Annotated in this window: 24 protein-coding genes and 1 tRNA gene; 18 read left to right on the top strand and 7 right to left on the bottom strand. The window is 43.8% G+C overall.

Annotated elements, in window-relative coordinates:
• Nucleotide 1 precedes the first annotated feature (1 nt).
• Nucleotides 2–94: transfer RNA gene (locus tag N482_RS13505), tRNA-Ser, on the top strand.
• Between the two features lie 169 nt (nucleotides 95–263).
• Nucleotides 264–1,013 (top strand): MBL fold metallo-hydrolase, encoded by a 750-nt coding sequence (locus N482_RS13500; protein WP_063377529.1) that lies wholly within the window; start codon nucleotides 264–266, stop codon nucleotides 1,011–1,013.
• Nucleotides 1,014–1,021: 8 nt separating this feature from the next.
• On the opposite strand, the gene N482_RS13495 is transcribed toward N482_RS13500, so the two are convergent.
• Both N482_RS13495 and N482_RS13490 read right to left on the bottom strand, forming a co-directional pair.
• A complete protein-coding gene (locus N482_RS13495) occupies nucleotides 1,022–2,134 on the bottom strand; it encodes an aminotransferase class V-fold PLP-dependent enzyme (RefSeq protein ID WP_063377528.1) in 1,113 nt (370 codons plus the stop codon).
• Nucleotides 2,121–3,314, bottom strand: a complete 1,194-nt coding sequence (locus tag N482_RS13490; RefSeq protein WP_063377527.1) for a PrnB family protein — start codon at nucleotides 3,312–3,314, stop codon at nucleotides 2,121–2,123. The genes N482_RS13495 and N482_RS13490 overlap by 14 nt, the downstream gene beginning before the upstream one ends.
• 137 nt (nucleotides 3,315–3,451) lie before the next feature.
• On the opposite strand from N482_RS13490, the gene N482_RS13485 reads away from it, so the two are divergent.
• Genes N482_RS13485 through N482_RS13470 form a run of 4 tightly spaced genes read left to right on the top strand, consistent with a single transcriptional unit; the run spans nucleotide 3,452 to nucleotide 9,081 of the window.
• Entirely contained in the window at nucleotides 3,452–3,913 is a 462-nt protein-coding gene (locus tag N482_RS13485) for an Lrp/AsnC family transcriptional regulator (RefSeq protein WP_063377526.1), read from the top strand.
• 20 nt (nucleotides 3,914–3,933) lie between these two features.
• Nucleotides 3,934–6,681 (top strand): ATP-binding protein, encoded by a 2,748-nt coding sequence (locus N482_RS13480; protein ID WP_063377525.1) that lies wholly within the window; start codon nucleotides 3,934–3,936, stop codon nucleotides 6,679–6,681.
• A complete protein-coding gene (locus N482_RS13475; RefSeq protein ID WP_063377524.1) occupies nucleotides 6,657–7,928 on the top strand; it encodes an alpha/beta hydrolase in 1,272 nt (423 codons plus the stop codon). Before N482_RS13480 ends, N482_RS13475 begins: the two co-directional genes overlap by 25 nt.
• The gene (locus N482_RS13470) at nucleotides 7,918–9,081 is read left to right on the top strand and encodes a GNAT family N-acetyltransferase (protein ID WP_063377523.1); all 1,164 of its coding nucleotides are present in this window, start codon (nucleotides 7,918–7,920) and stop codon (nucleotides 9,079–9,081) included. The genes N482_RS13475 and N482_RS13470 overlap by 11 nt, the downstream gene beginning before the upstream one ends.
• Here N482_RS13470 and N482_RS13465 read toward each other — a convergent pair.
• Entirely contained in the window at nucleotides 9,061–9,651 is a 591-nt protein-coding gene (locus tag N482_RS13465; RefSeq protein WP_063377522.1) for a DUF938 domain-containing protein, read from the bottom strand. The genes N482_RS13470 and N482_RS13465 overlap by 21 nt on opposite strands.
• A gap of 198 nt (nucleotides 9,652–9,849) precedes the next feature.
• Here N482_RS13465 and N482_RS13460 point away from each other — a divergent pair, with 198 nt between their 5' ends.
• The 4 genes from N482_RS13460 to N482_RS13440 all read left to right on the top strand — a co-directional run bounded on the left by N482_RS13460 (nucleotide 9,850) and on the right by N482_RS13440 (nucleotide 13,060).
• Nucleotides 9,850–10,020, top strand: a complete 171-nt coding sequence (locus N482_RS13460; protein WP_155730589.1) for a hypothetical protein — start codon at nucleotides 9,850–9,852, stop codon at nucleotides 10,018–10,020.
• A 478-nt stretch (nucleotides 10,021–10,498) separates the two neighbouring features.
• Nucleotides 10,499–11,875, top strand: coding sequence for a class II fumarate hydratase (locus N482_RS13450; protein WP_063377520.1), 1,377 nt, complete (start codon nucleotides 10,499–10,501; stop codon nucleotides 11,873–11,875).
• A 223-nt stretch (nucleotides 11,876–12,098) separates the two neighbouring features.
• Nucleotides 12,099–12,680: a hypothetical protein gene (locus N482_RS13445; RefSeq protein ID WP_081227946.1), complete on the top strand. Its 582-nt coding sequence runs from the start codon at nucleotides 12,099–12,101 to the stop codon at nucleotides 12,678–12,680.
• Complete coding sequence (locus N482_RS13440) at nucleotides 12,677–13,060, top strand: hypothetical protein (protein ID WP_063377519.1); 384 nt, start codon at nucleotides 12,677–12,679, stop codon at nucleotides 13,058–13,060. Before N482_RS13445 ends, N482_RS13440 begins: the two co-directional genes overlap by 4 nt.
• A 331-nt stretch (nucleotides 13,061–13,391) precedes the next feature.
• Here N482_RS13440 and N482_RS13435 read toward each other — a convergent pair whose 3' ends face one another.
• A complete protein-coding gene (locus N482_RS13435; protein WP_063377518.1) occupies nucleotides 13,392–14,384 on the bottom strand; it encodes a zinc-dependent alcohol dehydrogenase family protein in 993 nt (330 codons plus the stop codon).
• A gap of 98 nt (nucleotides 14,385–14,482) precedes the next feature.
• Between N482_RS13435 and N482_RS13430 the strand changes: the two genes are divergently transcribed.
• Nucleotides 14,483–15,373, top strand: coding sequence for a LysR family transcriptional regulator (locus N482_RS13430; protein ID WP_063377517.1), 891 nt, complete (start codon nucleotides 14,483–14,485; stop codon nucleotides 15,371–15,373).
• A 5-nt stretch (nucleotides 15,374–15,378) separates the two neighbouring features.
• Here N482_RS13430 and N482_RS13425 read toward each other — a convergent pair whose 3' ends face one another.
• Together N482_RS13425 and N482_RS13420 are read right to left on the bottom strand one after the other, a co-directional pair.
• Nucleotides 15,379–16,185 carry an SDR family NAD(P)-dependent oxidoreductase gene (locus N482_RS13425; protein ID WP_063377516.1) on the bottom strand — a complete coding sequence of 269 codons (807 nt, stop codon included), beginning with the start codon at nucleotides 16,183–16,185 and terminating at the stop codon, nucleotides 15,379–15,381.
• A gap of 148 nt (nucleotides 16,186–16,333) precedes the next feature.
• Nucleotides 16,334–17,041 carry a DUF2306 domain-containing protein gene (locus N482_RS13420; RefSeq protein WP_063377515.1) on the bottom strand — a complete coding sequence of 236 codons (708 nt, stop codon included), beginning with the start codon at nucleotides 17,039–17,041 and terminating at the stop codon, nucleotides 16,334–16,336.
• Between the two features lie 188 nt (nucleotides 17,042–17,229).
• Between N482_RS13420 and N482_RS13415 the strand changes: the two genes are divergently transcribed.
• The 7 genes from N482_RS13415 to N482_RS13385 all read left to right on the top strand — a co-directional run bounded on the left by N482_RS13415 (nucleotide 17,230) and on the right by N482_RS13385 (nucleotide 24,767).
• Nucleotides 17,230–18,459, top strand: coding sequence for a helix-turn-helix domain-containing protein (locus N482_RS13415; protein WP_063377514.1), 1,230 nt, complete (start codon nucleotides 17,230–17,232; stop codon nucleotides 18,457–18,459).
• Nucleotides 18,460–19,021: 562 nt separating this feature from the next.
• Nucleotides 19,022–19,807 (top strand): iron-containing redox enzyme family protein, encoded by a 786-nt coding sequence (locus N482_RS13410; RefSeq protein ID WP_063377513.1) that lies wholly within the window; start codon nucleotides 19,022–19,024, stop codon nucleotides 19,805–19,807.
• Nucleotides 19,800–21,071 carry a pyridoxal phosphate-dependent aminotransferase gene (locus N482_RS13405; RefSeq protein WP_063377512.1) on the top strand — a complete coding sequence of 424 codons (1,272 nt, stop codon included), beginning with the start codon at nucleotides 19,800–19,802 and terminating at the stop codon, nucleotides 21,069–21,071. The genes N482_RS13410 and N482_RS13405 overlap by 8 nt, the downstream gene beginning before the upstream one ends.
• Before the next feature lie 46 nt (nucleotides 21,072–21,117).
• Entirely contained in the window at nucleotides 21,118–22,857 is a 1,740-nt protein-coding gene (locus N482_RS13400; RefSeq protein WP_063377511.1) for an FAD/NAD(P)-binding protein, read from the top strand.
• A gap of 21 nt (nucleotides 22,858–22,878) precedes the next feature.
• A complete protein-coding gene (locus tag N482_RS13395; protein WP_063377510.1) occupies nucleotides 22,879–23,409 on the top strand; it encodes a hypothetical protein in 531 nt (176 codons plus the stop codon).
• Nucleotides 23,409–24,164, top strand: coding sequence for a sulfite exporter TauE/SafE family protein (locus N482_RS13390; protein WP_063377509.1), 756 nt, complete (start codon nucleotides 23,409–23,411; stop codon nucleotides 24,162–24,164). The genes N482_RS13395 and N482_RS13390 overlap by 1 nt, the downstream gene beginning before the upstream one ends.
• A gap of 18 nt (nucleotides 24,165–24,182) precedes the next feature.
• Nucleotides 24,183–24,767, top strand: a complete 585-nt coding sequence (locus N482_RS13385) for an O-methyltransferase (RefSeq protein ID WP_063377508.1) — start codon at nucleotides 24,183–24,185, stop codon at nucleotides 24,765–24,767.
• Nucleotides 24,768–24,775: 8 nt separating this feature from the next.
• On the opposite strand, the gene N482_RS13380 is transcribed toward N482_RS13385, so the two are convergent.
• Entirely contained in the window at nucleotides 24,776–24,994 is a 219-nt protein-coding gene (locus tag N482_RS13380; protein WP_063377507.1) for a TIGR02450 family Trp-rich protein, read from the bottom strand.
• Nucleotides 24,995–25,043: the final 49 nt, after the last annotated feature.

Genomic DNA, 25,043 nt, shown 5'->3' with positions numbered 1-25,043 from the left:
CGGAGAGGTGGCCGAGTGGCTGAAGGCGCTCCCCTGCTAAGGGAGTATAGGGTTTGTAGCCCTATCGAGGGTTCGAATCCCTCCCCCTCCGCCAGTTCTTTGTGAAGAAACCGTCCTTTGGACGGTTTTTTTATGCCCAAAATTTGTTACATCATTTGTTTCTTTTCGTACATCAATCATTTTTTTACTGCACTTTTCTCTTTCAATCAACTGGTCAGATGTGTTAACAATAAAAAGATGAACTCGCTTTGGCTTGTGTGATTATGCAGATCCATTTTATTGAAGGTTACATTCAACAAATTTACTTAGTCGAATACTCTGACAAACTCCTGTTGCTTGATGGATGCTGTCGAGCAGATGTAGACACAGTATGTAATTACATTACACATACGCTATCTAGACCTGTGACCGACTTGAGGTTGGTGGTTGTCACCCATATGCACCCCGATCATGCTGGCGGCGCTCATCTTCTGCGAACTATGACCGGCGCACAAATAGCAACAGCCAATATTGCAGGACACTGGTACAGTGGTTTAGATGGCATATTAATGCATTGGTCAGATATGATTTTGGCACTGTGGGTAGCTGGTAGAAAAAACAAAGCAAGAAAAAATATCTGGTATGCCCGCAAGTTAAATGCTGATCATTACCTTGAAGATGCTGAGCCTTTACCTGGCTTCGAAGATTGGCAAGCCAGACATACACCAGGTCATACTGACCGCGACTTGTCTCTTTACCATCAAACGCGTAATTGCATATATGTCGCCGATTTATTCGTCAAAGTTAGAGGAGTTTTCATTCCCCCTTATCCCGTGTTCTACCCTAATCGATATCGAAACTCGTTGGAATTAGTGAAAACACTAAAGCCATGTACCGTTATTTTAGCCCATCAAGGCGAAATAGATTTTCAAGATATAGACTTTGAAAAGTTAGAAAATCAGGCGCCAAGCGTTCCTGTCACGCATTGGCGCTCCGTCAAAGCCAAAACCAAACGCGCATTAGGGTTTGACTAAATAGCCCTCTAATCAACAAAACGCTGCACAATGTCAATAAAGCGCGATACTTGCTCATGGTTATTATAAATGTGTGGCGACACGCGTATGCCGTATTTTCTTACATCAATGGCCACTCCTTGCTCTTTCAAAGCTTGGGTACACACTTGAAGCCGTTTACCCGGATTAATAATGGCAGTTCCCGAACATCTTGACGGATGTTGTGGCGACATACACCAAGGTGATAATGCCTGCCAAATTTCTTCTAGCAAACTTAAGTTATGCGCCCGCACTTTTTCGCTTCCCATTTGGGCAAATGCGTCAATACTATGTCCTGCCAAAATATAGGGCGCTACCGAAGGTGTACCGCCCCAAAAGCGCAATACAGTGTCATGTGGCGCAAAATGATGAATATCGAATTCAAATGGGTTTTGATGAGAAAACCACCCGACATCCTTTGGCTGGCAGTCAAACACCGTCGCAGAGTTCACCCAAAGGTATCCAGCACCAGGACCGCCACATAACCATTTAACACAGGAACCCACCACACAATCAGCCTGCCACTGATGTAAATCAATCGACAAAATACCAGCAGACTGCGCAATATCGACCACAACACGGGCGTTTTTCTGCTTTGCACACGAGATGATATCGCTCACAGGAGCTTGTTGACCGGTGTTAGAGTACACGTGACTAACAAATACTAAATCATAACCAGTGGTTAAGTAACGCTGCCACGTGTCTATACAACTCATGTCTTCTGAGTCGGGTATGAAAGTCAACTCAACGTCTTGAAGTGCTTGTTGTAATACAAAGCCCATACTGGGGAAGTCATGCTCGCTCAGCAGTATCTTCACTTTCTTATTTTGAAAGTCTGGAATGCTCATTAGCCATTTCGTTAACCCACCAGACAAGTTTGTTTGTGGGCAAAACTCGTAGGTACTGCCCCCTAACAAACCAGCAAGAGTAAGCCTAAATCGCTCAACTCCCTCAAGCCACTGAACCCAAGGCTCTTGATTGAGCTGCTGCCAAGGCGCCATAAACTGACGGTTAAAGTCTTCTTGTGCGCTTTTTAGCATCCGTCCCACGGAATGACTGAGTAAATAATCCTGCGAAGGCAAATAAAAGTCATGCGCTTGCATTGTTGCTCCCCTCATGGAGTGCGCTTCTGAGCTGCTGAATATCTGCGAAACGTGTTTCCAAATCACTCCGTCTAGCCGCTGCACGCTTATCTCTTAAAGTCGCTAATTGCTGAAGCAACACTTCAAGCGGTGGTCCACTGGCGGTTACTTTCTCCAAATGATTACTGGCCATATATTTAGCGGGGTGACAAATATACTTCTCCACCAACTGGTTATGATGTTGAATTGCAGTATCGCCATGAAGTTTACAGGCTTGTAAGAACGCTTTTAATGCCTGCTGATACCAAGCTTGGTCACGACAAGTTTGTGCCTCAAGAAATGCATCCATTAAATTAGGCAAACGCATACATTCACGCAATGTCGCCTGATCTTCGGGCATCATATACAGCAACTTTTCCACCAAAATCTGTGCATAATCAACATCATTGGCACGGCATAAGCCGAGCATTAAATCTATGACATTGATACCAGCAAAGTCACCTGCATTTGCCCCGCGATAAACCTCTTTTCCAACTCGGTACGGCTTGTAATAAGGTCTCACAACGTAAAAGAAAGATTCGGTGTCCAATTGCTTGAACAAGGCTTGGTTCGAGGCTATGACATCAAGTAAAGCGCGTTTCACTTCTTCAAATAAGGCTGGCGTCATGGGGTGGGAAATACCCAAAGGCTGAATTTTTGATAATGCTTCTGCTGCACGTTTATAGGCTAAAATGCCTCGAGTATTGTAGTCGATAAATAGTTGTTCAGCGGGGTCACTTGTAAAACGCTTATAAACGCCATTTATTGCGGTATTGTGTGTGGTCAAATGAGCTGTCGCAAACCTCGGAGTTACACCGATGGAAGAACCGATATGCATGGCCAATGCGGATGCAGCCTTAAGTGGTGAGTAGCGCTCCCGACTGGGTTCAGTTATTTCATGACGACGACAGGCGGCCATATACAAGCCAACATTACCCAGTAAATCAAAAGCGTTGTCAAAGCCTTCGTCTGTATTTCCTTCTGCAAGTAGTGCTTCTATGTGCTGCTCGCCTTGCGTTAAAAGTTGCTGTTTAAGTTCTTCACCCGCGCCTTCTACATTAGCGCGATCAGATTGAGTGCGGTAAACCGCTTCGAGCTTATCATTGAGTCCGACAAAATCATTTCTTATCCAGATATCAAAATCTTTTGTTAGTTGCGTCATTGCCAAAATCCTAAAAATTACATCATTGACAGGCTAACAAAAGTAGCCGAGGGATATTTGCCAATTACCTGATAATCGTTAAACTCAATTAGTGAATAACTTATCTTTTAATAAAAAATTTAGCAGATTTAACTAATATGCCCGATATCGATAACAAAGATCGTATTTTACTAAGCGCATTGCAAAATAATGCTCGACTGAGTAACGCCGCACTGGCAGAACAAGCCAGCCTGTCGGATACCCCCTGCTTAAGGCGTGTCAAAAAACTCCAACAAGATGGCGTAATTTTGGGGTATCATGCAGATATCTCGCCGCAAGCGGTCGGCTATTCAGTTTTAGTGTATGCATTTATTCGCCTAACTAAAAACTCAGTACAGGCAGCCGAAAGCTTTGAACAGCATGTGGATGTACTAAAAGAAGTACGAAGTTGCTCTGTCGTATCAGGTAGTCATGATTACTTACTTGAAATCATTGCAGCAGACCTGCCTAGTTACGAACACTTTGTAAAGCATAGTCTCGCTAATTTAGATTACATTGCAGCGGTAGAGTCAACGATTGTTTTAAAGCAGACCTTCAATAAACGTGGAGTGCCACTATGACTTTGAAAGGCAATTAATTCATGCAAGTTCAGTTTCGCTCGCCACTACATAATATAGCCGCTTATGCATTGCTTACTTTGGGCTATTTTGGATTCGGTAAGCTCTTCACGCTATTTGCCTTTCAAGATCAAGTCTTGCCAATTTGGTTGCCAGCAGGCATTGCTTTAGTTGGCTGTTTTTTATGGGGTTGGCGATTTGCCCCTGCAATATTCTGTGCCTCCGTGCTGTTTAATTGGACCACTTATTTTGGTCTGCAATCACCGCTGAATAGTTATGGTGATGTGTTGCAAGTCATGATTGTTGCTTTTGGCGCACTTTGCCAAGGGCTGATCGGTGGTTATTTGATGCGTTTATGGCTTGGCGATCCTCTGTTGATGCGCTCTCGAAAATACATTGCCTATTACGTATTGTTAGTTGGTATCTCTGTCAATCTTGTGTCGGCCAATATCGGCATGTTGTCACTGAGTCTTTTCAACCCACTGTATGCATTTTCACAGCACTGGCAAAACGTTATTGCCTGGTGGCTAGGTGATAGCCTCGGCATATTGATCTTTACGCCGCTGTTACTCATGTTACTTAACATCATGGTATTTACTAAACGGCCATATCAGCATAAGCGGATTATGTTTGCTACCTGTGCAATTTTATTTATGTCAGTGACCGCAACCACATATTTATACAATTTAGGTAACTTAAATGCAGCGAAACGAGAAGCGCAACGCGAGATCAATATCATTGAAAATTTGGTACTGCGCCACGTTAACCTCAGCATGCTTGCAGTGCAAGGTATGGCGGTAAAATTGCAGTCGCTACCTGAGTTTGACCATACACAATTCGATCAAATCGCTGAACAGCAGAGGCAACGCTACCCGTTCTTATTTGCGCTTTCTTGGGGGCAAAGAGCCCATCAGTCACAGACACAGCAAGTGCAGGCCGAGCTCGACACGCTTTACCGTAACGAAGTTAATATTCAAGGGGCTCCGTTGTCCCCTACCGATCCATTAGTGATAGTAAAATACGTGTCGCCTCAGGCTGAAAACTTCACTTCGCTGGGGTTTAATATCTATTCGCGAGCTAACCGAAAAGCCGCCCTAGAAGACCCTGAAATAATTTTACAACCGCGTGCCACCAACATCGTAAAGCTCATCCAAACGACGCCAGCAAAATCTGCGTATGTGTTATTTTCCCCCGTCTTTGAACAAAGTAAAACAAAGCAAGATAGCCATGCCGACATTACAGGTTACGCAATTGGAGTTGTGCAAACGGATGTGCTGTTAAATTCGGTCTTAAAAACGACACTCGCCAGCAATTACGATTTGGCTTTTTATGATGGCAATAGCGACACCCCATTTTATAGTAACCATAACGCCACACAGCGACCTTATAATACCAGTACGCACTACGCCACTCAGATCCAATTTGCAGGACAAACGTGGCGACTCACTCTGGCAATAAAAGACAGCTATATTAGCGAGCTTAACCACCAGCAAACAGTCTGGCTTTTGACTTTGCAACTCAGTATTTGTGCGCTTATTACCTTTATCGTTTTGCTTTATAACTATCAAAACAACGCGCTCAACCACCTCGTTGCACAGCGCACCGAGTCTTTAAATTTTGCACTACAAGATGCGCAACAGGCCAACCAAGCTAAAAGTCGCTTTCTTGCTAACATGAGTCATGAAATCCGCACGCCGCTTAATGCCGTGATAGGGTTTGCATCCTTGACTCGTACTACCGAATCTCCAATCACACTCCAAGGTTATATCGACAATATTAATATGGCAGCCAAAACCCTGCTCGATCTGGTTAATGATATTCTCGACATTACAAAAATTGAGTCAAACAAACTACAAATTGAACAGCACAGTTTTAATCTTCAAGAGTTGCTCAAAAGGTTAGATGGCTTTTTTGCTGTCAGTGCGGCTGAAAAAGGCCTAAATTGGAAATTACACACCAATGTAGAGCATGCACTGTGGTTAAAAGGAGATGAACTGAGAATTGAGCAAATACTTATCAATCTATGCAACAACGCAATCAAATTTACTGAATCTGGCCAAGTTTCCTTGCACTGTGAAATATCCGAAAGTGCCACAGACTACCGCGTCCAGTTTACAGTGGCAGATACAGGGAGCGGTATTGAAACAAGTCAATTAGAGCAAGTCTTCGCCCCGTTCTCTCAAGCTGATAGCTCAACCTCTCGGCGCTTTGGCGGAACAGGGTTAGGACTAGCAATTTGCAAAGAGTTAAGCGGCCTAATGTCAGGTAGTCTCAAAGTTGATAGTACGCCTAATGTAGGCAGTCAGTTTTATTTTAGTCTGCGTTGCCCTTTTGGCGATGCATCAAACACTCAATCACAGCAATATGATTTAGCGCAGATCAAAAACCTCAATATCTTAGTTGCAGAAGACAACCCCGTTAATCAAATCGTGATCAAATCTATGCTTGCGTCATTTAATGTTACGTACCAATTGGTGAGTAATGGCCAGCAGGCCGTTGCTCGCATACAAGAAAATCAGTTTGATCTCGTATTAATGGATTGCCAGATGCCCGTGCTAGATGGCTATCAAGCAACTTCAACATTGCGGCAAACATATGATCAAGATACCTTACCAATCGTGGCACTGACTGCTGATGTAATGCCAGAAGACAAGGCATATGCCATTGCGATTGGTTTTAATAGCCACCTTGCAAAACCCCTTGATCGCGATAAGCTAGGTGCATGTTTAGATCATTACGCAAAATTATGCTCAAAAAATTCATCGGGTTAATCTCTATTCTTTGCACTATCGACGTAGCGGCACACGATTGCACGACCTTGCCAGCAAGTCTTCAGCAATTTGTTGACGGCAAACAAGCTGGTGAATACCGTGTCGCCAACGACGTGGGTGGTGCAACAATTTCGGTGAGTAATGACTTAGCTTTTACACACTATATTGAAAACACCAAAGCTTTGATTGAAGCTCGTAATAAACGCGCATACTTACCTTGCCCACTCCCTCGTTTAACTCAATCTCAAGGCCAAGCAACTAAAGTAGCTGATCACCTTGCGCCCTATGAACTTAAACAAACGAACGATAACAAAGCCATCTTGCTCATTCACGGCTTGACAGACTCACCCTATATATTCAATGCAGTAGCACATGACTTATATAAACAAGGTTTTAATGTGAGAACATTGCTTTTGCCGGGCCACGGTACGGCGGCTGATGATCTGCGTCATGTCAGCAATCAGGATTGGCAACAACATGTGCAATATGCCATAAAGCGTACCGCAGCAGATTTTAAGCAATTTGCCATTATGGGCTTTTCAACGGGTGCAGCCCTTGCAACTATCGAAGTCTCAAAGTCACGGCCAAAAAATCTCGCTGCGCTAGTTTTAGTTGCCCCAGCAACAGAGTCTCACAATAAAAAAAGTTGGCTAGCTCAGTGGGTTGATTGGCTGCCGTTTGTTGATTGGCTGGATAAAGATGCTGACTTAGATTTTGCTAAATATGAGTCTTTTCCGTTAGCTGCGGCAGCACTTGTACATAACGTTATGGTCGAGATGATGAACACCCAAGTACCCAATGACCTGCCAGTTTTGGCCATTATGAGTGATGTCGATGCAACCATCGACAGTCAAGCAACACTCAAGTTGCTCAGTCGTTGGGCTGAAAAACACAGCGCCGAAATAGCGCTCAGACTCTATGCCAATAACCAAGTGGCTGTGAGTGACGGCATCGCTGTGACACAAGTCAGCCAATTAGAAAAGATCAAAGACATGTCACACGTGGGGTTACTAATGCCACCAGAACACCCTTACTACGGCGAAACTGGCCACTACCGCCACTGTGGTAGTTATTTTGAGGATAACAATGCATACGCCGCATGTAAAAACGCGAAAAATGTCTCTTTTGGTGAACATCATGCTGAGAATAAAGCCGCTGATACACCGCTTGCACGTGCAACCTTCAACCCAGATTACACAGGTATGATCACGCAATTAACAGCATTTTTGGACAATCATGTTAGGTAATCAAGCATTCGAACATAGATTTATTGACGCTGTATCTAAGGTGTCTAGGGCCGATTGGCAGCGCCTAGCTGGCGACACGCTGTTTACCAGCTACGAATGGCTCCATGCTTTAGAACAAAGTCAATCAGTAGGGGGGCACACTGGCTGGCAACCTCACCACTTAGTGATTTACAGCAAACATCAACAGCACCCTATCGCAGCCTTGCCAGGCTACATAAAAAGCCATTCTTATGGTGAATACGTGTTTGATTGGGCATGGGCTGAGGCCTATGAGCGCCATAACCTTGAGTATTATCCCAAATGGATTAGTGCCGTGCCATTCACTCCCGTTGTTGGCCCGAGGTTGCTGTGTCAATCTCATTCAAACGCCTTACATCAATATATTTTGGATACGCTAGATCAGGCAGCGACAGAGCATGCTTGGTCTGGCCTGCATATTAACTTTGAGCCAATTACGCAGAGCTGGCCCAAAGGAGAACTGATGGAACGCCACGGAATTCAGTTTCATTGGCACAACCGCAGTTACGCAAACTTCGATGCGTTTTTAGACACCATGAAAGCACGAAAACGCAAAATGATTAAAAAAGAGCGTGCACAGATCAGCAAATCGGATATTCAAGTCAGGTGGCTCAATAAAGCGCAAATAACGCCTGACGTAGTTTATCAGTTTTATCTTTGTTATTGCCGCACCTACCGCAAGCGCTCAGGGCATAACGGTTATTTAACTCAGCAGTTTTTCACCTTACTCTTTGCAAATTTACCAGATAATACCGCTTTGTGCTGCGCATACCGAAACGACGAAAATTACCAAAACAGTGGCTTTATCGCAGCCAGTTTGTACTTACAAGATGGCAATACGTTATACGGACGCTACTGGGGAGCACTTGAAGAAAGCGAACATTTGCACTTTGAGCTGTGTTATTACCAAGGTATAGAAAGAGCCATCAAACACGGGTTGCAACGATTTGATGCAGGTGCACAAGGAGAGCATAAACTGCTCCGTGGTTTCGAGCCGATTTACACTCATTCATTCCATACCTTAACAAACCCATTGTTTAAGCAAGCCGTCGCAGAGTTTATCACTACTGAACGTAACCAACTTGCACACTACTTTCAACAGTGCCAATCATTGTTACCGTTTAAAGAGCAATAAGCGATTATTTGCTGGCATTGCGTGATCATGCACCAATGCCAAACCGGCTTTTTGAGCGAGCTCACAAATCCATTCAAAATCTCTAATACCGCTTTTCGGGTCGCGCATTTTTAAAAAAGCATCAAACTCGGCGTTACTTTGTGAAGTAAAATCACCACGATAATTAAAAGGCCCATAAATAGCTAACTTACCAGTAACGGCTAAATGTGCAGCAACACCTTTAAAAAACTGTTCAACCAGCTTCGCTGATACAATATGCAATGTATTGGCGGTATATATCACTGGGATATTTTCAAGGGGCCAACTTTCAATATTCAGATCCAACTCCAATGGCAATCTCAAATTGGTGAGGTCTGCTTCTTCACACCAGCTCACAATACCACCGTGGTTATGCCGCAAGTCCGAGGTCTGCCAAATTAAAGTCGGCAGCGCTTGTGCAAAATGCACAGCATGCTGCCCTGTACCAGAACCAATTTCCAATACTTGAGTCGCACCAAAAAGAAACGGCGCTAACTTTTGCAATATGGGATCTTTATTATTTTCACACGCTTGAGAGAAAGGTTTTGTCATTTTGCACCTAAATTGATCAATTACGCGCCTAATTGATGCAACTTTCTTGAAGTATTGCAAACTTTAATCGATGAAATTTAATTACTGTGCTGATTAATAAAGAGAAAAAAATTTTGGTATATGGTATGCAAAAAAATGTGTATTGGCTATAAGTACTTAAGCATAGCCCGTTCAAATACCCTAATTGGAGATACCAAAATGAAATGTTCTAAAGTAACACATATGCCCAATTTGAGTTTAGGTCACATTCCTGAGCCCAACACACCAGAATCAGAACCAAATTATCAACAAGAGGTCGCTGATTTACTGAGTAGTAAAGAACAAGAGAAAGAGCAAACCACCGAACAATTCATTCTCGGCTACAACTAGGTAGCCAATACGTCAATACAATCCCTAGAGCAAGGGTTGCTAATCTCCTATTTTAGTGTAATGATAATAATTATCGTTACACTAAAATATAATGCGCTATGGTTACACCTCAAGTCCTTTGTCAGTTTCAGCCCCGCTTAGATACACAATGCCAAAGACCTCATCTTGATGCCCCCGTTCATGTGGCACAATTTATTGAGGACGGTTTTAACTTAGCCAAATGGTACGAGCGAAAACCCTGCGTATTACTACAAGAACTCTATTTACGACGTGTCTTTTTTGAGTTGCTCAACCACATTGCCGACCCTTTGGTCCACCAAAGCTTTAGACAGCAATGCTTTGAACAACTTCACAAACCCCTTCTCGCATTAAAACGATTTTACAAAAAACAACATCGTTCCATGGCACCTTTTTACCGCCTAGAGCGAGAAGCGAGGATCATTAGTCACGAATTCAATCCCTTTAATTAGGAGTCAGTATGACAACTTACCGTACCGCATCTGATAGCATGGGCACTTTAGAAGTACCTGAAACAGCACTATACCAAGCACAGACGCAACGTGCTGTGAATAACTTTCCCGTCAGTGGGCTAACCATGCCAGATAGCTTTATTCGCGCTCTTGCCTATATCAAGCAAGCTGCAGCTGAAGCGAATGCTGAGCTTGGTCACTTAGACAAAGAGAAAGCAAAAGCCATTGCAACAGCCTGCCAAGCACTCATTGACGGTCAGCACCTTGATCAATTTCCTGTAGATGTATTCCAAACAGGTTCTGGCACTAGCTCCAATATGAATGCCAATGAAGTGATCGCAACGCTCGCTAGCCAGCAAAGTGGCTTAACCATTCACCCCAATGATGACGTTAATATGGGACAAAGCTCTAATGACGTTATCCCAACAGCTATTCACGTAAGTAGTGCAACATCGGCCGTTTATGAACTCCTACCGGCATTGAAGCACCTGTCGCAAACAATCGAGAGAAAGAGTAAAGAAGTAGGTCATCACGTTAAAACTGGTCGTACCCACTTAATGGATGCCATGCCAGTGACATTTGCTCAAACACTTAGCAGCTGGCAACAACAAATCGACTCTGCCTATGAAGGCATTTTAGCGGCGCTTGATAAAGTGTATCAGTTAGGCCAAGGCGGCACTGCTGTAGGTACAGGCGTCAATGCAGATAAACAATTTGCTGCAACGTTCAATACATACCTCAGCAGTAATGTGGGTATTCGCTTCAGCCCGAGCCAAAACTTTTTCTACAATATAGGCTCACAGGATGCCATTGTAGCGCTATCTGGCCAATTAAAAACGTTAGCAGTCGCGAATATGAAAATCGCCAATGACTTGCGTTGGATGAATTCGGGTCCACTGGCGGGTTTATCTGAAATTGAGCTACAGGCGCTACAACCGGGTTCATCTATCATGCCTGGGAAAGTAAACCCAGTGATCCCAGAGGCCGCAGCGATGGTAAGTGCGCAAGTCATTGGTAATGATGCAACCATTACTGTTGGCGGGCAGTCGGGTAACTTTGAACTAAATGTGATGCTGCCTGTTATTGCTTTTAATATTTTGCAAAGTATTGAGTTACTTGCAAACATATCCCGTTTGGTGGCGGATAAAGCTATCGCCACATTCAAAGTGAATGAGCAAAGTATCCAACAGGCACTGTCCCGCAATCCAATTTTGGTTACAGCCCTTAATCCTGTGATCGGATACGAAAAAGCGGCTGCCATCGCCAAGTTGGCATATAAAGAAGGACGCCCTATTATTGAAGTTGCAGCAGAACACACGGACCTGAGCGAAGATGAGCTAAAAATCTTGCTTGATCCGCAAAAGCTCACCGAGGGTGGTCTGTAAGTTAAAAGCGCTCTAATCTTATAGAGGGTGTGAACTGCAACTACACAATTGGACTGCTCACTTGACGCTATTCAGCATCAATAAAGGTGAGCAGTGGCCAACTTAACAATTCAGTATTAATTGTGTAGATTTTACTCAGGGTCAGTTCACTTACCCTCAAACGCTTTCACTTGTATCTAAGGAAAAAGCGCGGCACACTGTGAATAAAAAAACAGGATAGATTATGAACGCACTTAAGCTAACACTCGCTAGCCTAGTAATAATATCAGGATGTTCAAGTACGGAAGCCGGCCCAGAGCAAACGCAACCGGAAAAGCCACAACAACAAACGAAAGAAGTTAAAAACACAAAGGCACCTGCAACTTTGCAGACTAAGTCAGCCACTCGCCATGATGCTGGACTCAGTAAGCCTCTTCCAGCTTCAATAGTCACCAAAGCTGAACCAATAGCCAAGTACGATCAAGGCGCAATTGATGAAGCAACACTTAAAAATCAATATGCCTATTTAAAGTTCATTACTAAAGACAAAAGCTGTGATAGCAGTAGTCAATGTCAGGCAATTCCGGTAGGGAGTAGAGCTTGCGGTGGACCATCTAGTTACTTAGTGTTTTCAACCAAAACTGCTGACCAAAAAAAGGTCTATGAATTGGCTAAAAAGTTAACCCACGCAGAGTCACAGTATAACGCCAAAACAGGCATGATCAGTATTTGCGAACATTTACGTCAACCGGCAACGCAATGTATTGAAAATACTTGTGTTAAACTAGAGGGCACAAACAAATCACCAATTAGGGACTATCGATGAAGCGAAAGGCCGGTACGATCTTTGGCATAGCACTTACGCTTTTAGCTGGGTGTGAGACCTCTTACACAGCAACAGAGCAACAGGTTGAGCATGAAGAAGGATCACTCGACCAACTCATTGCGGATAAAGGCTGTGATGCAAGCTTTCAGTGTAAGGTCATTGCCGTCGGTGAGCGATTGACGTGCGGCGGGCCGAGCAAATATTTGGTGTATTCTTCTCGCAACGTGGATGAAGCGCAAGTAGAGCGAGCAGCACAACTAATAACAGCTGAAGAGAAAGCCAGAAATAGAGACGCGATTGCCAGTGATATGTGTGAACCCGTTTTACCTATACAAGCCTTGTGCATCAGCAGTACCTGCCAATCCATTGTGCTCAAATAAGTGAAAAGACAGTAGCTGACTAGCTACTGTCTATCTACCCAGCCAGAAAATAGTTCAGTGCAACCAGTGGCACAACACATACCACACACAATCCCGCAAGCCCCAAATATTTTAAGACCAATCGTTTTTTGATCCAGTAGCAATACATAAAGCGCAGCAAGTAAGTGGAAGCGACCCCAAATAACGCAAAAATCAGTAATAGTGATAACAAGTAAAAAGACACTGACAACTCATAAACTTAGAATCATAAATTTATAATAGCGGCAGTGCCCAAAAAGCGCACCTATTTTAATCTTTGCAATATTGTCAGTGTTTCTCTGTTGGCCGCCAATTACCACTGATTGCTGACAATCACTTTCCCCATCGCTTGACCACTGGCCAGCCTGTCGTGCGCTTTAGCTATCTCAGCAAATGAAAAAGTGCTGTTATCCAGTACAGGGGTTAAGTTTCCAGAATCCACAATATCAGCCATTGCGGCGAGAATTTGATGATGCTCTGCGCGTTTCACGTTATGCAGCATTGGGATCAGCATAAATACCACGTGCAAGGACAAACCTTTAAAATGAGCGACAGACAAATCAATCTCCGCCAATGATACGGTCGTTGCGACTTGGCCATTGAGTGCAGCCGCTTCAAAGGAGTTCAGTAAGTTGCCACCGCCGACTGAGTCATACACCAAATCGAAACCCGCACCTTCGGTGTGCGTCGCTACATAATCAGTGACCGATTCAGTTTGATAGTTAATAGGCGTGGCACCGAGCTGCTTTATCAGCTCAAGCTGTGTATCTTTGCTACCAGTAGCATATACATCTGCACCAAAGTGCTTCGCCAACTGCAATGCTATATGGCCCACTCCTCCTGCTCCACCATGCACCAATACCTTTTGTCCACTCGAGATACCCGCACGTTGCAAGCCTTCGTAAGCCGTGATCCCTACAAGAGGTAATGCCGCAGCTTGCACCATGTTTAAACGCTTAGGTTTGTGGGCAATGAGTTTGGCGTCAGCCACCATGTACTGTGCAAGCGCTCCTTGAAGATCCGCCAAACCTCCTGCACAACCGTAAACTGCATCTCCTACTTGAAAACCGTCTACGTCCGCACCAACAGACTCAACAACACCCGCAAAGTCCATACCCAGAATGGCAGGCAATGCAGGGGAAAGCGGCAACGCAGGACCCATTTCACGGATCATAGTGTCTACAGTATTTACACTACTCGCCATTACTTTTATCAGTACGTGGCCAGCTGTTACTTCAGGTTTTGCTACCTCTGATTCAACAAAAACGTCGCTGCTACCAAATGAATTGATTGTCATTGCTTTCATAATTAAATCCTCACTGATTGAATGGATTTAGTATATTTTTTAACTATAATTTTGATAATATCTACATAATTACAATCAGTTTTAAGATTTTATTGATAATGAATATCGCACATTTAAAGCTATTTACCCGCATTGCCGCTACGCACAATATCAGCCTAGCTGGAAAGGAGCTGGGCTTATCCGCAGCCGTTGCCAGCGCTCACATCAATAAACTCGAAGAAACACTGGGCACTAAGCTGCTGTACAGAACAACACGCAAGGTGTCTTTAACAGAAGAAGGGCTCGTATTTTTACCCCATGCAGAGTCCGTTTTAGAAAATATCGAGAGCGCCAAAGCGGCAATTGGCGCTGGTAGTCACACCCCACAAGGTACCTTACGGATCACCGCTCCTGCTTCTTTCGGGCGCATGCACATTGTGCCAGCGCTGGCAGAGTTTACGCAGATCTACCCAGAGCTAAAGATTGACCTGCGTTTGAGTGATACCATCGTAGACATGGTTGAGGGTGGGTTCGATATAGCTATACGCAATGCCGCACTCAGTGACTCCAGTCTAGTTGCCAGCAAGCTCGCGAGTGATACGCGTATTCTTTGCGCCTCTCCTGATTATATCGCCGAATATGGTATGCCACACTCACCTGAAGAGTTGCAATCACACCCCACTATCAATTTAACCGGCATAGATCATTGGGTGTTTGCCAATTCACCGGGCAATATAAAATTTAAACCTCACAGTGGCGTACAAATTGATAATGGGGAAGCAATAAGAGATGCCTGCATTCGCGGGATGGGTATAACACTTTGCTCTATGTGGTGTGCTTACCAAGCACTGCAGGAAGGAAAGCTTGTTCAAATACTCAAAGACACACCTTTGGTCAACGATACTGCACTTTGGGCCGTTTATCCTAATTCACGCTTATTGGCACCCAAAGTGCGGGTTTTTATTGATTATCTCAAAGCTTACATTGGTGACGTACCTTATTGGGAATAGCCGTTTTAGTTTAATTGCGCCGATAACGATGCCAGCGTCGCTATGAGATCATCAGCTAACACAGGGTCTGACGCGGCGCTGTGTGGCGCACTAAACTGCCCAATGTCATTATCGAAATATAAGCCTCCCGCTTGTGCAAAAGCATCTGAAAGCGCTGCCTCGACTAAAATATCAGCGCCTTGCTGCACGCTACTTCCCTGCATACCATAGGCTTCATGCACCATTTTACTCCCCAAAAATGACTTTGGATTCACCGCAACGATCATTGGCCCACTGTCTTTATATTTCTCGCCAAGGACGCTAGACCACATAGTAAGTGCCAACTTACTTTTTGCGTAAACCGTACCATTGGATAGCGCACTTGGTTTTGTTAATTCAGGTGCACTAAAGGGTGCTTGTGCCGCAGAAGATAGGTTAACAACCCGACCTTGCGGCTCAAGTAATGCAAGCAATTGCGCTGTTAAAATAAAAGGCGCAATCGTGTTGACCATAAAGCGTATATCTAAATTATCTGCGGACACAGTTTGTGCGGTGTTAAAAACACCCGCGTTATTGATCAGGACATCCAAGCTATCGTGATCTAGACGCACCGCTGCAACAAATGACCTCAACTCCTGCGCAATTGATAGATCAGCGCGATAGCGAAACACCACATTTTGGCCAAACTGCTCTGACAATTCACTATAAACCGAGTCCAGTTTACTCTGACTACGACCATGCAATAGCACTCGGTGCCCCATCGATAGTAATGTCCTTGCTGTCGCAAGCCCAATACCATCAGTGGAACCTGTAATTAAAACGGTCTTTTTCATGCTTACCCCTTTGTGTTCGTCATCGTTACCATGAGCCGTACTTAGTAAGATTACCAGCAACGCTTTTCTTGATAAGGGCTTTTGCAATCAAATCAGTTTCAATATATTTTTGATAATAAATATTTAAAGCACATTATTTTCAATAAAACTACTCAGATAAAGCCAGTGTACTGGGTTGAGATATGCTCTTTTGCCTAATAATCACTTCCACAATGACCAAGTTAATCACCATGGCGATGAGTCGATCATAGTTATGATGAAATGCCAGTAGGGTTTCATAAACACCTTCCCACGCGCTAAACACAAGCTGTAACAAAGCTCCTGTAAATAAAGGGGTAATTGCTGCTAAAGCAAGGGCTGCAGCCCGTATCATCCATTTTTTATGCTGTGTAATACGTCCTTTTTTTACATGTGCGATGGCTGCACAAAAAGCGCCACAAATCGCCACGCTCATGATCAACAGCGACACAAAACGCCCACCCAGTTCATTGGGTGTAAGCATCAAATGCATCCAAACTCCTGAAATAGCCATGACACAGCCTGAGACTACAACCAGTTGGCCACCAACTTTATGTAACGTAGGCCGACACACTCTCATGCGGGGTGAAAACTGCCAAGGCATCATCAAAAAGAAGAGCGCCCCAGCCGATGCATGCGTTAGTATCGCTGCTGGAGTTGCAAAGTACTGAGCATTGATAACATCCGATGCCCCTGCCACAGCACCGCTGCCTAGTAAGACTAAGGCAACGATAAAAATAGCAGGGATACCAGGTATCGCCGTTATTAATAATAACCCGCTCACCACGGGCCAGTTGAATTTAATCACCTGTTTAGTATGCTGAATTTGTGCTGCCATTGATTACTCTCTTTGGGTTTGCTAAATCGTGCATCCACTATGTCGCAAACCAGAAAAAGTCTCGTCCAGCCTTATTGGCGAGGACACTTTTCATCTGAAAAGCACCTGAAATAAGCGTCTTAAATAATACTAGGGCTTTGTAAATAAAGCTTACTTTAAATATATAAACAAAATCACGGAGCCAACAGATGAGTGATCAGCCGATTCTCTTTTCTCTCAATATTGCGACGCTGTGCATCATCCTCTTTAGCACCCATCAACTGGTTTTGCGCGCACATGGCAAACAAGTGTATTGGCCTTTGGCGCTGTGCTTAATGTCGATTGGCGTGGTCAATTGCATGCCATCAATCCAGCAGCTGGTACCTCAGTTTCAAGTGTTCAGTCTCATTCTGTCGTTACCAGCTCTACTGTTAATTGCGCCTTGTTTATGGCTATACACTAAGGGACTAACCAACCAAGTACCCTGGCAACTTGAACTCAGGGATAGTCGGCATTTGGTGCCTGCGGCTTTTGGTGGGTTTATTGCCTTAGTTGCGTTTTGCTTACCAACACAATACTTACATGCAGTATTAGTTACAGAAGAACTCAGTGTTGTTGAAAAAGCGCCTAACCTTATCCGCAATATCATTTATGGCTTACTGATATCTGCATTTTTGAGCGTATTAGGCTGGGTATTACAGTCTACTTGGTACGCCTACAAAATCGTTGTGAGACTAAGAATTTACCGTACACAACTTCAGGATGTGTTTGCCTCAACCGAACAAAAAGAACTACGTTGGTTAAACTGGCTACTGATTATCGTAGGTGGGGCATGGGTATTTACCGCGGTTAACTTGGTTCTCGACAACCTCTTTAGCCCGATACACTATGATGCACAGTTATATGCATTGATGGTTTTTGTGGTGATATATAGTCTAGCACTTTGGGGGCTAAGACAAAAACCAGGATTCGCAGAACTTTATGGCTCAGCGCCTTGTGCCGACACAAACGCGTTCGAATTTGTCTCTGTCAATGAAGCAACAGATAACAAGGAACAAAAATACCAACGCAGTGCACTGAGTACAAATCAAGCGGCCAACATTGCAAAAAAAATAGCACAGGCCATGAAGGAGGACCAACTTTACCTTGATGCCGCTTTATCATTGCCAAAGCTCGCAGCACATATACACACGTCACCCAACTATATATCGCAAACATTAAACGAAACTCTGGGAGTGCGTTTTTTTGACTTCGTAAATAAATACCGTGTTATTGCAGCGCAGGAATATTTACAAACAACAGATAAGACAATCCTTGATGTCGCCATGGCAGTGGGTTTTAACTCCAAGTCTGCATTTTATACTGCCTTTAAAAAGCATACTGATCTCACACCTAGTCAATACAAAAAACGGCATCACGCAGCGAGTACTAAGGTATAACAGCTCAGTTTTGCCATGCATGTTCACAATGCAATAGTGCCATTGTTCCCCCCCTTTCACCTTAAAATATAAAATAGCTTCTTACTATCAGCTAAAATTGAAAAAATAAAAATATTTATTCACTACATGATGGTTAGACCACTTGCAACAAAAAAGAGATAAAGTAAATCCACCTTTCCATCACTTATATTTCATTTTTTTATAAAAAATAATAGCTTATTACCCAACTAAATTAGTAACAACCTGTTACCTTTAAAAATAGTAAAACAATCCACTTTTATTAATAAGCTCATCTACCTCATCAAAACTATATTAAACAACCAGATATCATATTTAGTAAAATAAAACCTTGAAACCGTCATTTAAATTACCTCACAAACCAAATAAGAATAACAATCAACCTCAATATCATAATCATACCTTTATCTGAAACGCAGACGATACCTAGACATAGGTCTAATACTTTGATCTTAACTATCGATCAAATACTCTTAAAACAGCAATCCTTTTGCATTAACAGCTGTCCGTTTAAAAAACTTGAATAACCAAAAAGGAATTACATATGTCTGCAAATAACATTAATCAAAAAGCTGAGCTTGATGCGTTCTTAACCGAATTAGAAAATCATAAAATATTTAAAAACAAGTACTTTTTACACTTAGCAGAAAATAAATGGAGCCCTGAAAGTTATGCATTATTTAGGGCCAACTTCTTTTATCGCACTGAGTTAACGGTAAAAGGAATTGCGCATGTTTGTGCAAGAGCTGCAGAAGTCAATGACATGGATACATTAATCTTATTCTCTTATATTCTTGGTGAAGAGACAGGCATGGGTAATAAAGCCCACTGCCACGAAGTATTCATGGAAAATGCATTAAATTTATTTGGTGGTATGGAGTTTGATTTACACCCTTTAAAGGTCATAGATGCAAAGAATAGCCGTTATATTTTACCTGAAACACTGGCCTATCGAGAGCGAGTAACATCACTTATTTCAAATAGTTACCAGAGAATGCTAGGTGTTGCTATGGCTCTTGAAACCCATGCTGATCACATGCTCACAGCCTTTAGGGAAGGGTTCCGTTTAACCCGTGAGCATCTAGATAAAGAGCAGTACCTAAACAAGGTGGAAATCTATTTTAATGCTCATGTAGACAATGGGGTGGAAGAGCGTCACGCAGAAGATGCCCGCCAATGTGTCATCAATAATTGTCAATCACAGAGCGATCTCAATGAAATTATGTTTGGTGCCAACGAAATGCTCAAAGTACAAGAAGAGATGTGGGAAGCGATGTTTGAAAAGACTTTGCAATTAGAGGCCCAAGAGCAGGGAGAGGTTTATGCATAACTCAGTATTTTCTCAGACTTCGCTTGCTCTTAGGGATTCAATTACCCATGGCACGAAAGCCAAAATAGCCAGTATCAACGCCAATTCAGAACAGCAAGTCATCGACCTTAGTATTGGAACGCTAGACAACATGGCCGACACACGTATTGACGACGCGGTGATCAATTTCATCAAAAATGATACTAGAGCCATTCATGAATTTGCGCCGGTCACTGGGTTTGCGTTTTTACGCGAGTCAATCAGCGACCGAGTATTTCGCTTGCGTGGTTTAAGATATTCACCTGCTGATGAAGTCATGGTGACACCAGGCGGTATCAAAGGCGCAATTACTGTCGCATTTCATACACTACTCGATCCAAAAGATGAAGTGATTGTTCCCTTGCCGAATTGGCCTCACTATGCCGATATGCTCGCACTGCACGATGCAACCATGGTCCCGGTATTGGTCGATGATTTTTATCAACAAGGTATGCAACCCGCACAACTAGAAGCTGCCATTACCGATCAAACTAAAATGATTATCCTAGGGGATTGCGTCAATCCATCAGGAAAAATTTATTCATACAAAGAACAGTGTAAATTGGCCGATGTTATTGCCAAACATAATATTGAGCGTGCCAAGCGCGACCTGCCAGCGATCCAAGTGTTGTTTGATTGCCCCTATGAGTCACATATTTTAGATGGCCCAGAGACCATTTCTGCCTATACATTTACCGACAAAGATCATACCCAATATGCACTAAGAGACTGTACTACGATTGTCACAGGCCCCGGCAAAACATATGGCATGCACGGCGATCGAGCTGGCTATATTTGTGCGCCTGCTAAGTTGGTGACTATGATGGCTCGCGTACAGGTTAACCTTAATTCATTTGCCGCAACCTATGCACAGGTGGCGACGAATGAAGCCATGCAAGCCTATATGGATGACATTGCTCATCAACGTGCCATAGACTCCAGAGCAAATTTGCAAAACTATACTGATCTGCTCAATGCCATTGATGGTGTCGTTGCGCCAGTACCGCAAGGAGGCTTCTTCATTTTTGTCGACATCTCAAGCTATGGCGAAAAAATTACAGCGGCAGGGTTTGATACCGCGCAAGCCTTTATCTTAGAAAAAGCCAAGGTAGCTTCCATTGGCGGCATGCACTTCGCTGAAGGGTGTGAGCAACTGCGGCATTTTATTCGTATGAATTGCGGCCGAACTAAGGCAACACTTGAAGAGGCCGCCAGTCGTATAAAGTTGGCACTCGAGAGCCTGTAGTCAGGTATGGCCCAGCTCAGCTGGGTCAGTAAAAGGAAATTAAACCATGCAAAGTAAAAACATAACTAAGTTTTGCATCGTGGGAACTGGCTTTTCGGGGACAGCGGCATTAGTACACCTAGTGAAGCAGCTCATCGCGTCTAAACTAGATTGTCGCAATATTGAAGTGGTCACCATAGAGCAGCGTCAAGACAATGGACCCGGTCATCCCTATTGCAATGAAGAATTACTGCCCACGCATTTGTGTAACAACCAAACTTACATGATGGCGCTATTTGACAATGATTTTTATGACTGGCTATGTGAACGACGGACAGAGTTGGCCAAGAAAGTGCCTGACCTCATTAAAGTAACTCACCCAGACCTAGAAGACGTCGCGCTCTGGCAACCCGACCAAGACGCCTTTTACCCACGAGCGCTATTTGGGCTATACCTCAAAGCTCGATTCACACAGTACTGTCTCGTTGCCAAGGAAAATGGTATGAGGCTGAGACATTTCAATGATTGCCAAGTACTCGATGGCCAATCAACAGAAGAGGGGTTTGCACTACAGTTTCGCCAATCCGCGAGTTTGAATGCGACCACTCAGGTGTTCGACAAAGTTCTACTTGCAACAGGCCATTGGAATAGCATAAAGCAAAGCCAATATGATGACCGTGTACTTACTTCGCCCTATCCGTATTCAAGACTAAACTCTTGGCTAACAAAACAGCTTCAACAAGGTAAAGAAACAACTAAACACATTTGCATCAAAGGTATGGGGCCAAGCGGAATTGACGCCATCCTATCATTAGTGGAGTCTGGGCAATTTAGTCACAACACACAAGGAGATGCCACCGCATTCATCGCCGATGAGCACACGATTAAGCTAAAAATCCATGCACTTAGCCGCTGTGGTTTTTTCCCAGCAGTACGAGATAAGCGCATTGAACACCAGTTTAAATACCTAACAGAGGAGACGTTCTTCGATTTAGAACAAAAACAGGGAAAGCGCCTCACGTTGGATGACATACTGCTGCTCATTGATAAAGAGCTCAAAGATGCTTCAGAAGGGGCTATTGGTTGGCATGAAGTCGCTCACCCACCATTTAGTTCGGCATTGGAAAAGCTCAAGTACGATGCCACGCTGCCTCAAGATAATGCACTGATCCACAATGTTTTATTACGAGTCAGGCGTATGAAGTTTTATCGCTATTTGAAGCCAGATGAAAAGCAGCGGTATGACAGTGTACTCGACACCCATTTTATTCGCACGGCAGTGCCTATTCCGCTGCTCAATGCGCAAAAATTGATCGCATTGTTTGAAGCTGGCATATTGTCTAGCTGTCAGCTAGGTTATGAGCACAAGGATGCGATAAAAGTGACTAAAACAGACATGGTGGTTACCTTCGGACAGCCCCAAAAGCAACTCCATGCAGATGGCCTTATTTTAGCAGCAGGACAAAGCTTTAAACTAGCGCGCCACCCAGACAACCTAGTCAAATCGCTCATCGCACGAGGGGAGTTGCGCCCTCACACCGAGCAAAATTACCAAACAGGTGGAATTCAGTTACTGGGGTACGAATCCTACCGCGCTATGCGGACTGATCCGAATACCCAGCAAGTGCAGGTATCGCCCTACTTATCTTCCTTTGGCGTACTTACTCGCTATTGGCAAAACGAGCGAAATTTTGCTGCTGCATTTGTAGAAGCTGCGCAAAGTGTCGCCCATGACTGGGTCGATCATATTTATCAAAAAACGATGCCACAACACTCTCGCACAGATCAAGATAAGGTCCATGCCTAACCGTACGACAAGGAGCAAACAATGGAAATGAAAGAGTTTTACTATGAAAATGGCATTCGAGTCAGCTTATTTAATTTAGATCATAGAGCTGTTCCCTACCATTTTCATCAATCTGTATCCGACATGATTTATTGCGCCAAAGGTGCCATAAACATTGAATTACCAGATAGACATCAAGTATACCATGTACCACTTGGCGAAGTGTTTCAGATCCCGTCCAAGCTAAAGCATCGCTTTGCCAACGCTATGGAGCCGGGTATACCAAGTCGCTATGTCCTCATGCAATTGGGTGAGTTCGATATCGAGTTTGTGAAAAACAACAAAAAAATGGATGCGCTACTAGAGGGAGCAACGCATTTTGATTATCAACAAACCGATGTTTATATTGAGAACCGCAAGCAAGATATTCTCGCATTGGTCGAACATTTCGCTACAAATAAGCCCAAGGTGCTTGATGAAGAGGAACTCAATGATGTACTAGCGGCCTTAAATCTGTTTGCAACACAAGGTGTCGAAGCACGCTTTCCAGAGAATGCTCTAGAGAGCGCCTAATGGAGTATACCAACTTAACCATCGCCATTATTTTAGGGGTGTTTGGGTTTGCAGGGTTGGTAAAAGGGGTGGTGGGGCTCGGCCTCCCCCCCATTGTACTGGGCCTGTTGACTGCCATCATTGGGATCCACCCAGCGATGGCTCTGGTCGCGCTTCCCGCTTTTATAACCAATATAGTGCAAGCAATCAGTGGCCAATATTGGCGCACCTTGTGGCGAACGCAACGACTATTTTTCTTTTTTGCGACCGTTTCAGTCGCACTGGGCTGCTTATTAACTCAATTCATTGACCAAGCACATATGTCACTCCTTTTGGGAGTTTTATTGATCTGCTATGGCAGCCTAGGTATCTTACAGTTTAAGCCGCACATTAGTGTTTCTTGGCAACCGCGCGCTGGGATGTTACTTGGTGTGTGCAATGGTGTATTCACCGGTTTAACAGGATCTTCAGCCGTCCCCGGCGTGTTTTATTTACAAGCCATTGGGCTACCCAAAGAAAAGCTCATTCAAGCCATGGGCATTTTATTCACTTGTTCGTCGCTCGGACTCAGTATTGGTTTGATCTGGCAAGGGATTTTGACGCCTTCCACCAGCGCCTTATCGGTTGTCGCGCTGTTACCAGCAACAATATGTATGTATCTAGGAGCAAAGTTGCGACAGCGCATTTCCGTGGTCTTATTTCAACGTATTTTTTACTCGGCGCTTACGTTGCTCGGCGCGTATGTGATCTTTAAAAACAGCGCGATAATTGTTTAACTCACAAGGAGTGACACTATGCTAAATAACCACTTAACCCAGTTATTAACAGATCTTGCCAAACTGGGAGAAGAAAATGACGCAAACGCGTTAGATAAGCAGTCTAAATACCTCAATATCACACAAGATACCGGCGAGTTTTTAGCATTTTTAATCAAAGCGAGTAGTACTCGGCGTATTCTAGAGCTGGGCACTTCGAACGGTTACTCTACGCTTTGGATGGCAAGCGCGCTTCCCTTCGATGGTCATATCACCACCATCGAAGGGCATGAACACAAACACCAACAAGCACGTAATAACATCGATAAAGCGAACCTCAATGTACAAATCCACTGTGTTCATGGCGACATAACCACGACACTAAAGCAACTAGAAACCAGCTATGATTTAGTCTTTTTCGATGCTGATCGCGCCATTTATATGGAGATTATCGCCGATATTGAGCAATTACTTATTCCCGGAGGCATCATTGTTTGTGACAACGCAACTTCCCATCCACAAGAGCTGAAAGACTTTATGCACTATCTTAATCAAAGCCCAAGCTACACAACGGCACTGATACCAGTGGGGAAAGGTGAATTTGTCGCATACAAAGCGGCGTAGCGGACTAATTATTTCCAGCCCATTTTCCAAGCTTTAGGGTCTTTAAGTTCGCGCCAGTTTATATCTTGCTCGCGGTGAGTCATCACCGCCTCAATAATGCATTCGATGACACGGCCCTCTTCATCAAATTCCACACAGGTAACAATAAAGTGCTTTTCTTTGTGTGTGGGATTGACCGATGTCCACTTGCTATTAAGTAATTTTTTAGGGGTAATGGCGTGTTGCATAACGAATGTCTTTTTCACTTTTTAACCTGTTACGTGCAACACCCTCAAT

This window comes from Pseudoalteromonas luteoviolacea NCIMB 1942 (genome assembly GCF_001625595.1).
GTDB classification, from domain to species: Bacteria; Pseudomonadota; Gammaproteobacteria; order Enterobacterales; family Alteromonadaceae; genus Pseudoalteromonas; species Pseudoalteromonas luteoviolacea_A.
This window is presented reverse-complemented; position numbering and strand designations above follow the sequence as displayed.

Coding starts and splice junctions, on each gene's coding strand:
- N482_RS13445 (WP_081227946.1), top strand. CDS start 12,099: ATGAACGCACTTAAGCTAACACTCGCTAGCCTAGTAATAATATCAGGA.
- N482_RS13470 (WP_063377523.1), top strand. CDS start 7,918: ATGTTAGGTAATCAAGCATTCGAACATAGATTTATTGACGCTGTATCT.
- N482_RS13495 (WP_063377528.1), bottom strand. CDS start 2,134: ATGCAAGCGCATGACTTTTATTTGCCTTCGCAGGATTATTTACTCAGT.
- N482_RS13480 (WP_063377525.1), top strand. CDS start 3,934: ATGCAAGTTCAGTTTCGCTCGCCACTACATAATATAGCCGCTTATGCA.
- N482_RS13435 (WP_063377518.1), bottom strand. CDS start 14,384: ATGAAAGCAATGACAATCAATTCATTTGGTAGCAGCGACGTTTTTGTT.
- N482_RS13430 (WP_063377517.1), top strand. CDS start 14,483: ATGAATATCGCACATTTAAAGCTATTTACCCGCATTGCCGCTACGCAC.
- N482_RS13465 (WP_063377522.1), bottom strand. CDS start 9,651: ATGACAAAACCTTTCTCTCAAGCGTGTGAAAATAATAAAGATCCCATA.
- N482_RS13390 (WP_063377509.1), top strand. CDS start 23,409: ATGGAGTATACCAACTTAACCATCGCCATTATTTTAGGGGTGTTTGGG.
- N482_RS13380 (WP_063377507.1), bottom strand. CDS start 24,994: ATGCAACACGCCATTACCCCTAAAAAATTACTTAATAGCAAGTGGACA.
- N482_RS13460 (WP_155730589.1), top strand. CDS start 9,850: ATGAAATGTTCTAAAGTAACACATATGCCCAATTTGAGTTTAGGTCAC.
- N482_RS13410 (WP_063377513.1), top strand. CDS start 19,022: ATGTCTGCAAATAACATTAATCAAAAAGCTGAGCTTGATGCGTTCTTA.
- N482_RS13425 (WP_063377516.1), bottom strand. CDS start 16,185: ATGAAAAAGACCGTTTTAATTACAGGTTCCACTGATGGTATTGGGCTT.
- N482_RS13500 (WP_063377529.1), top strand. CDS start 264: ATGCAGATCCATTTTATTGAAGGTTACATTCAACAAATTTACTTAGTC.
- N482_RS13490 (WP_063377527.1), bottom strand. CDS start 3,314: ATGACGCAACTAACAAAAGATTTTGATATCTGGATAAGAAATGATTTT.
- N482_RS13475 (WP_063377524.1), top strand. CDS start 6,657: ATGCTCAAAAAATTCATCGGGTTAATCTCTATTCTTTGCACTATCGAC.
- N482_RS13385 (WP_063377508.1), top strand. CDS start 24,183: ATGCTAAATAACCACTTAACCCAGTTATTAACAGATCTTGCCAAACTG.
- N482_RS13485 (WP_063377526.1), top strand. CDS start 3,452: ATGCCCGATATCGATAACAAAGATCGTATTTTACTAAGCGCATTGCAA.
- N482_RS13405 (WP_063377512.1), top strand. CDS start 19,800: ATGCATAACTCAGTATTTTCTCAGACTTCGCTTGCTCTTAGGGATTCA.
- N482_RS13415 (WP_063377514.1), top strand. CDS start 17,230: ATGAGTGATCAGCCGATTCTCTTTTCTCTCAATATTGCGACGCTGTGC.
- N482_RS13400 (WP_063377511.1), top strand. CDS start 21,118: ATGCAAAGTAAAAACATAACTAAGTTTTGCATCGTGGGAACTGGCTTT.
- N482_RS13440 (WP_063377519.1), top strand. CDS start 12,677: ATGAAGCGAAAGGCCGGTACGATCTTTGGCATAGCACTTACGCTTTTA.
- N482_RS13450 (WP_063377520.1), top strand. CDS start 10,499: ATGACAACTTACCGTACCGCATCTGATAGCATGGGCACTTTAGAAGTA.
- N482_RS13420 (WP_063377515.1), bottom strand. CDS start 17,041: ATGGCAGCACAAATTCAGCATACTAAACAGGTGATTAAATTCAACTGG.
- N482_RS13395 (WP_063377510.1), top strand. CDS start 22,879: ATGGAAATGAAAGAGTTTTACTATGAAAATGGCATTCGAGTCAGCTTA.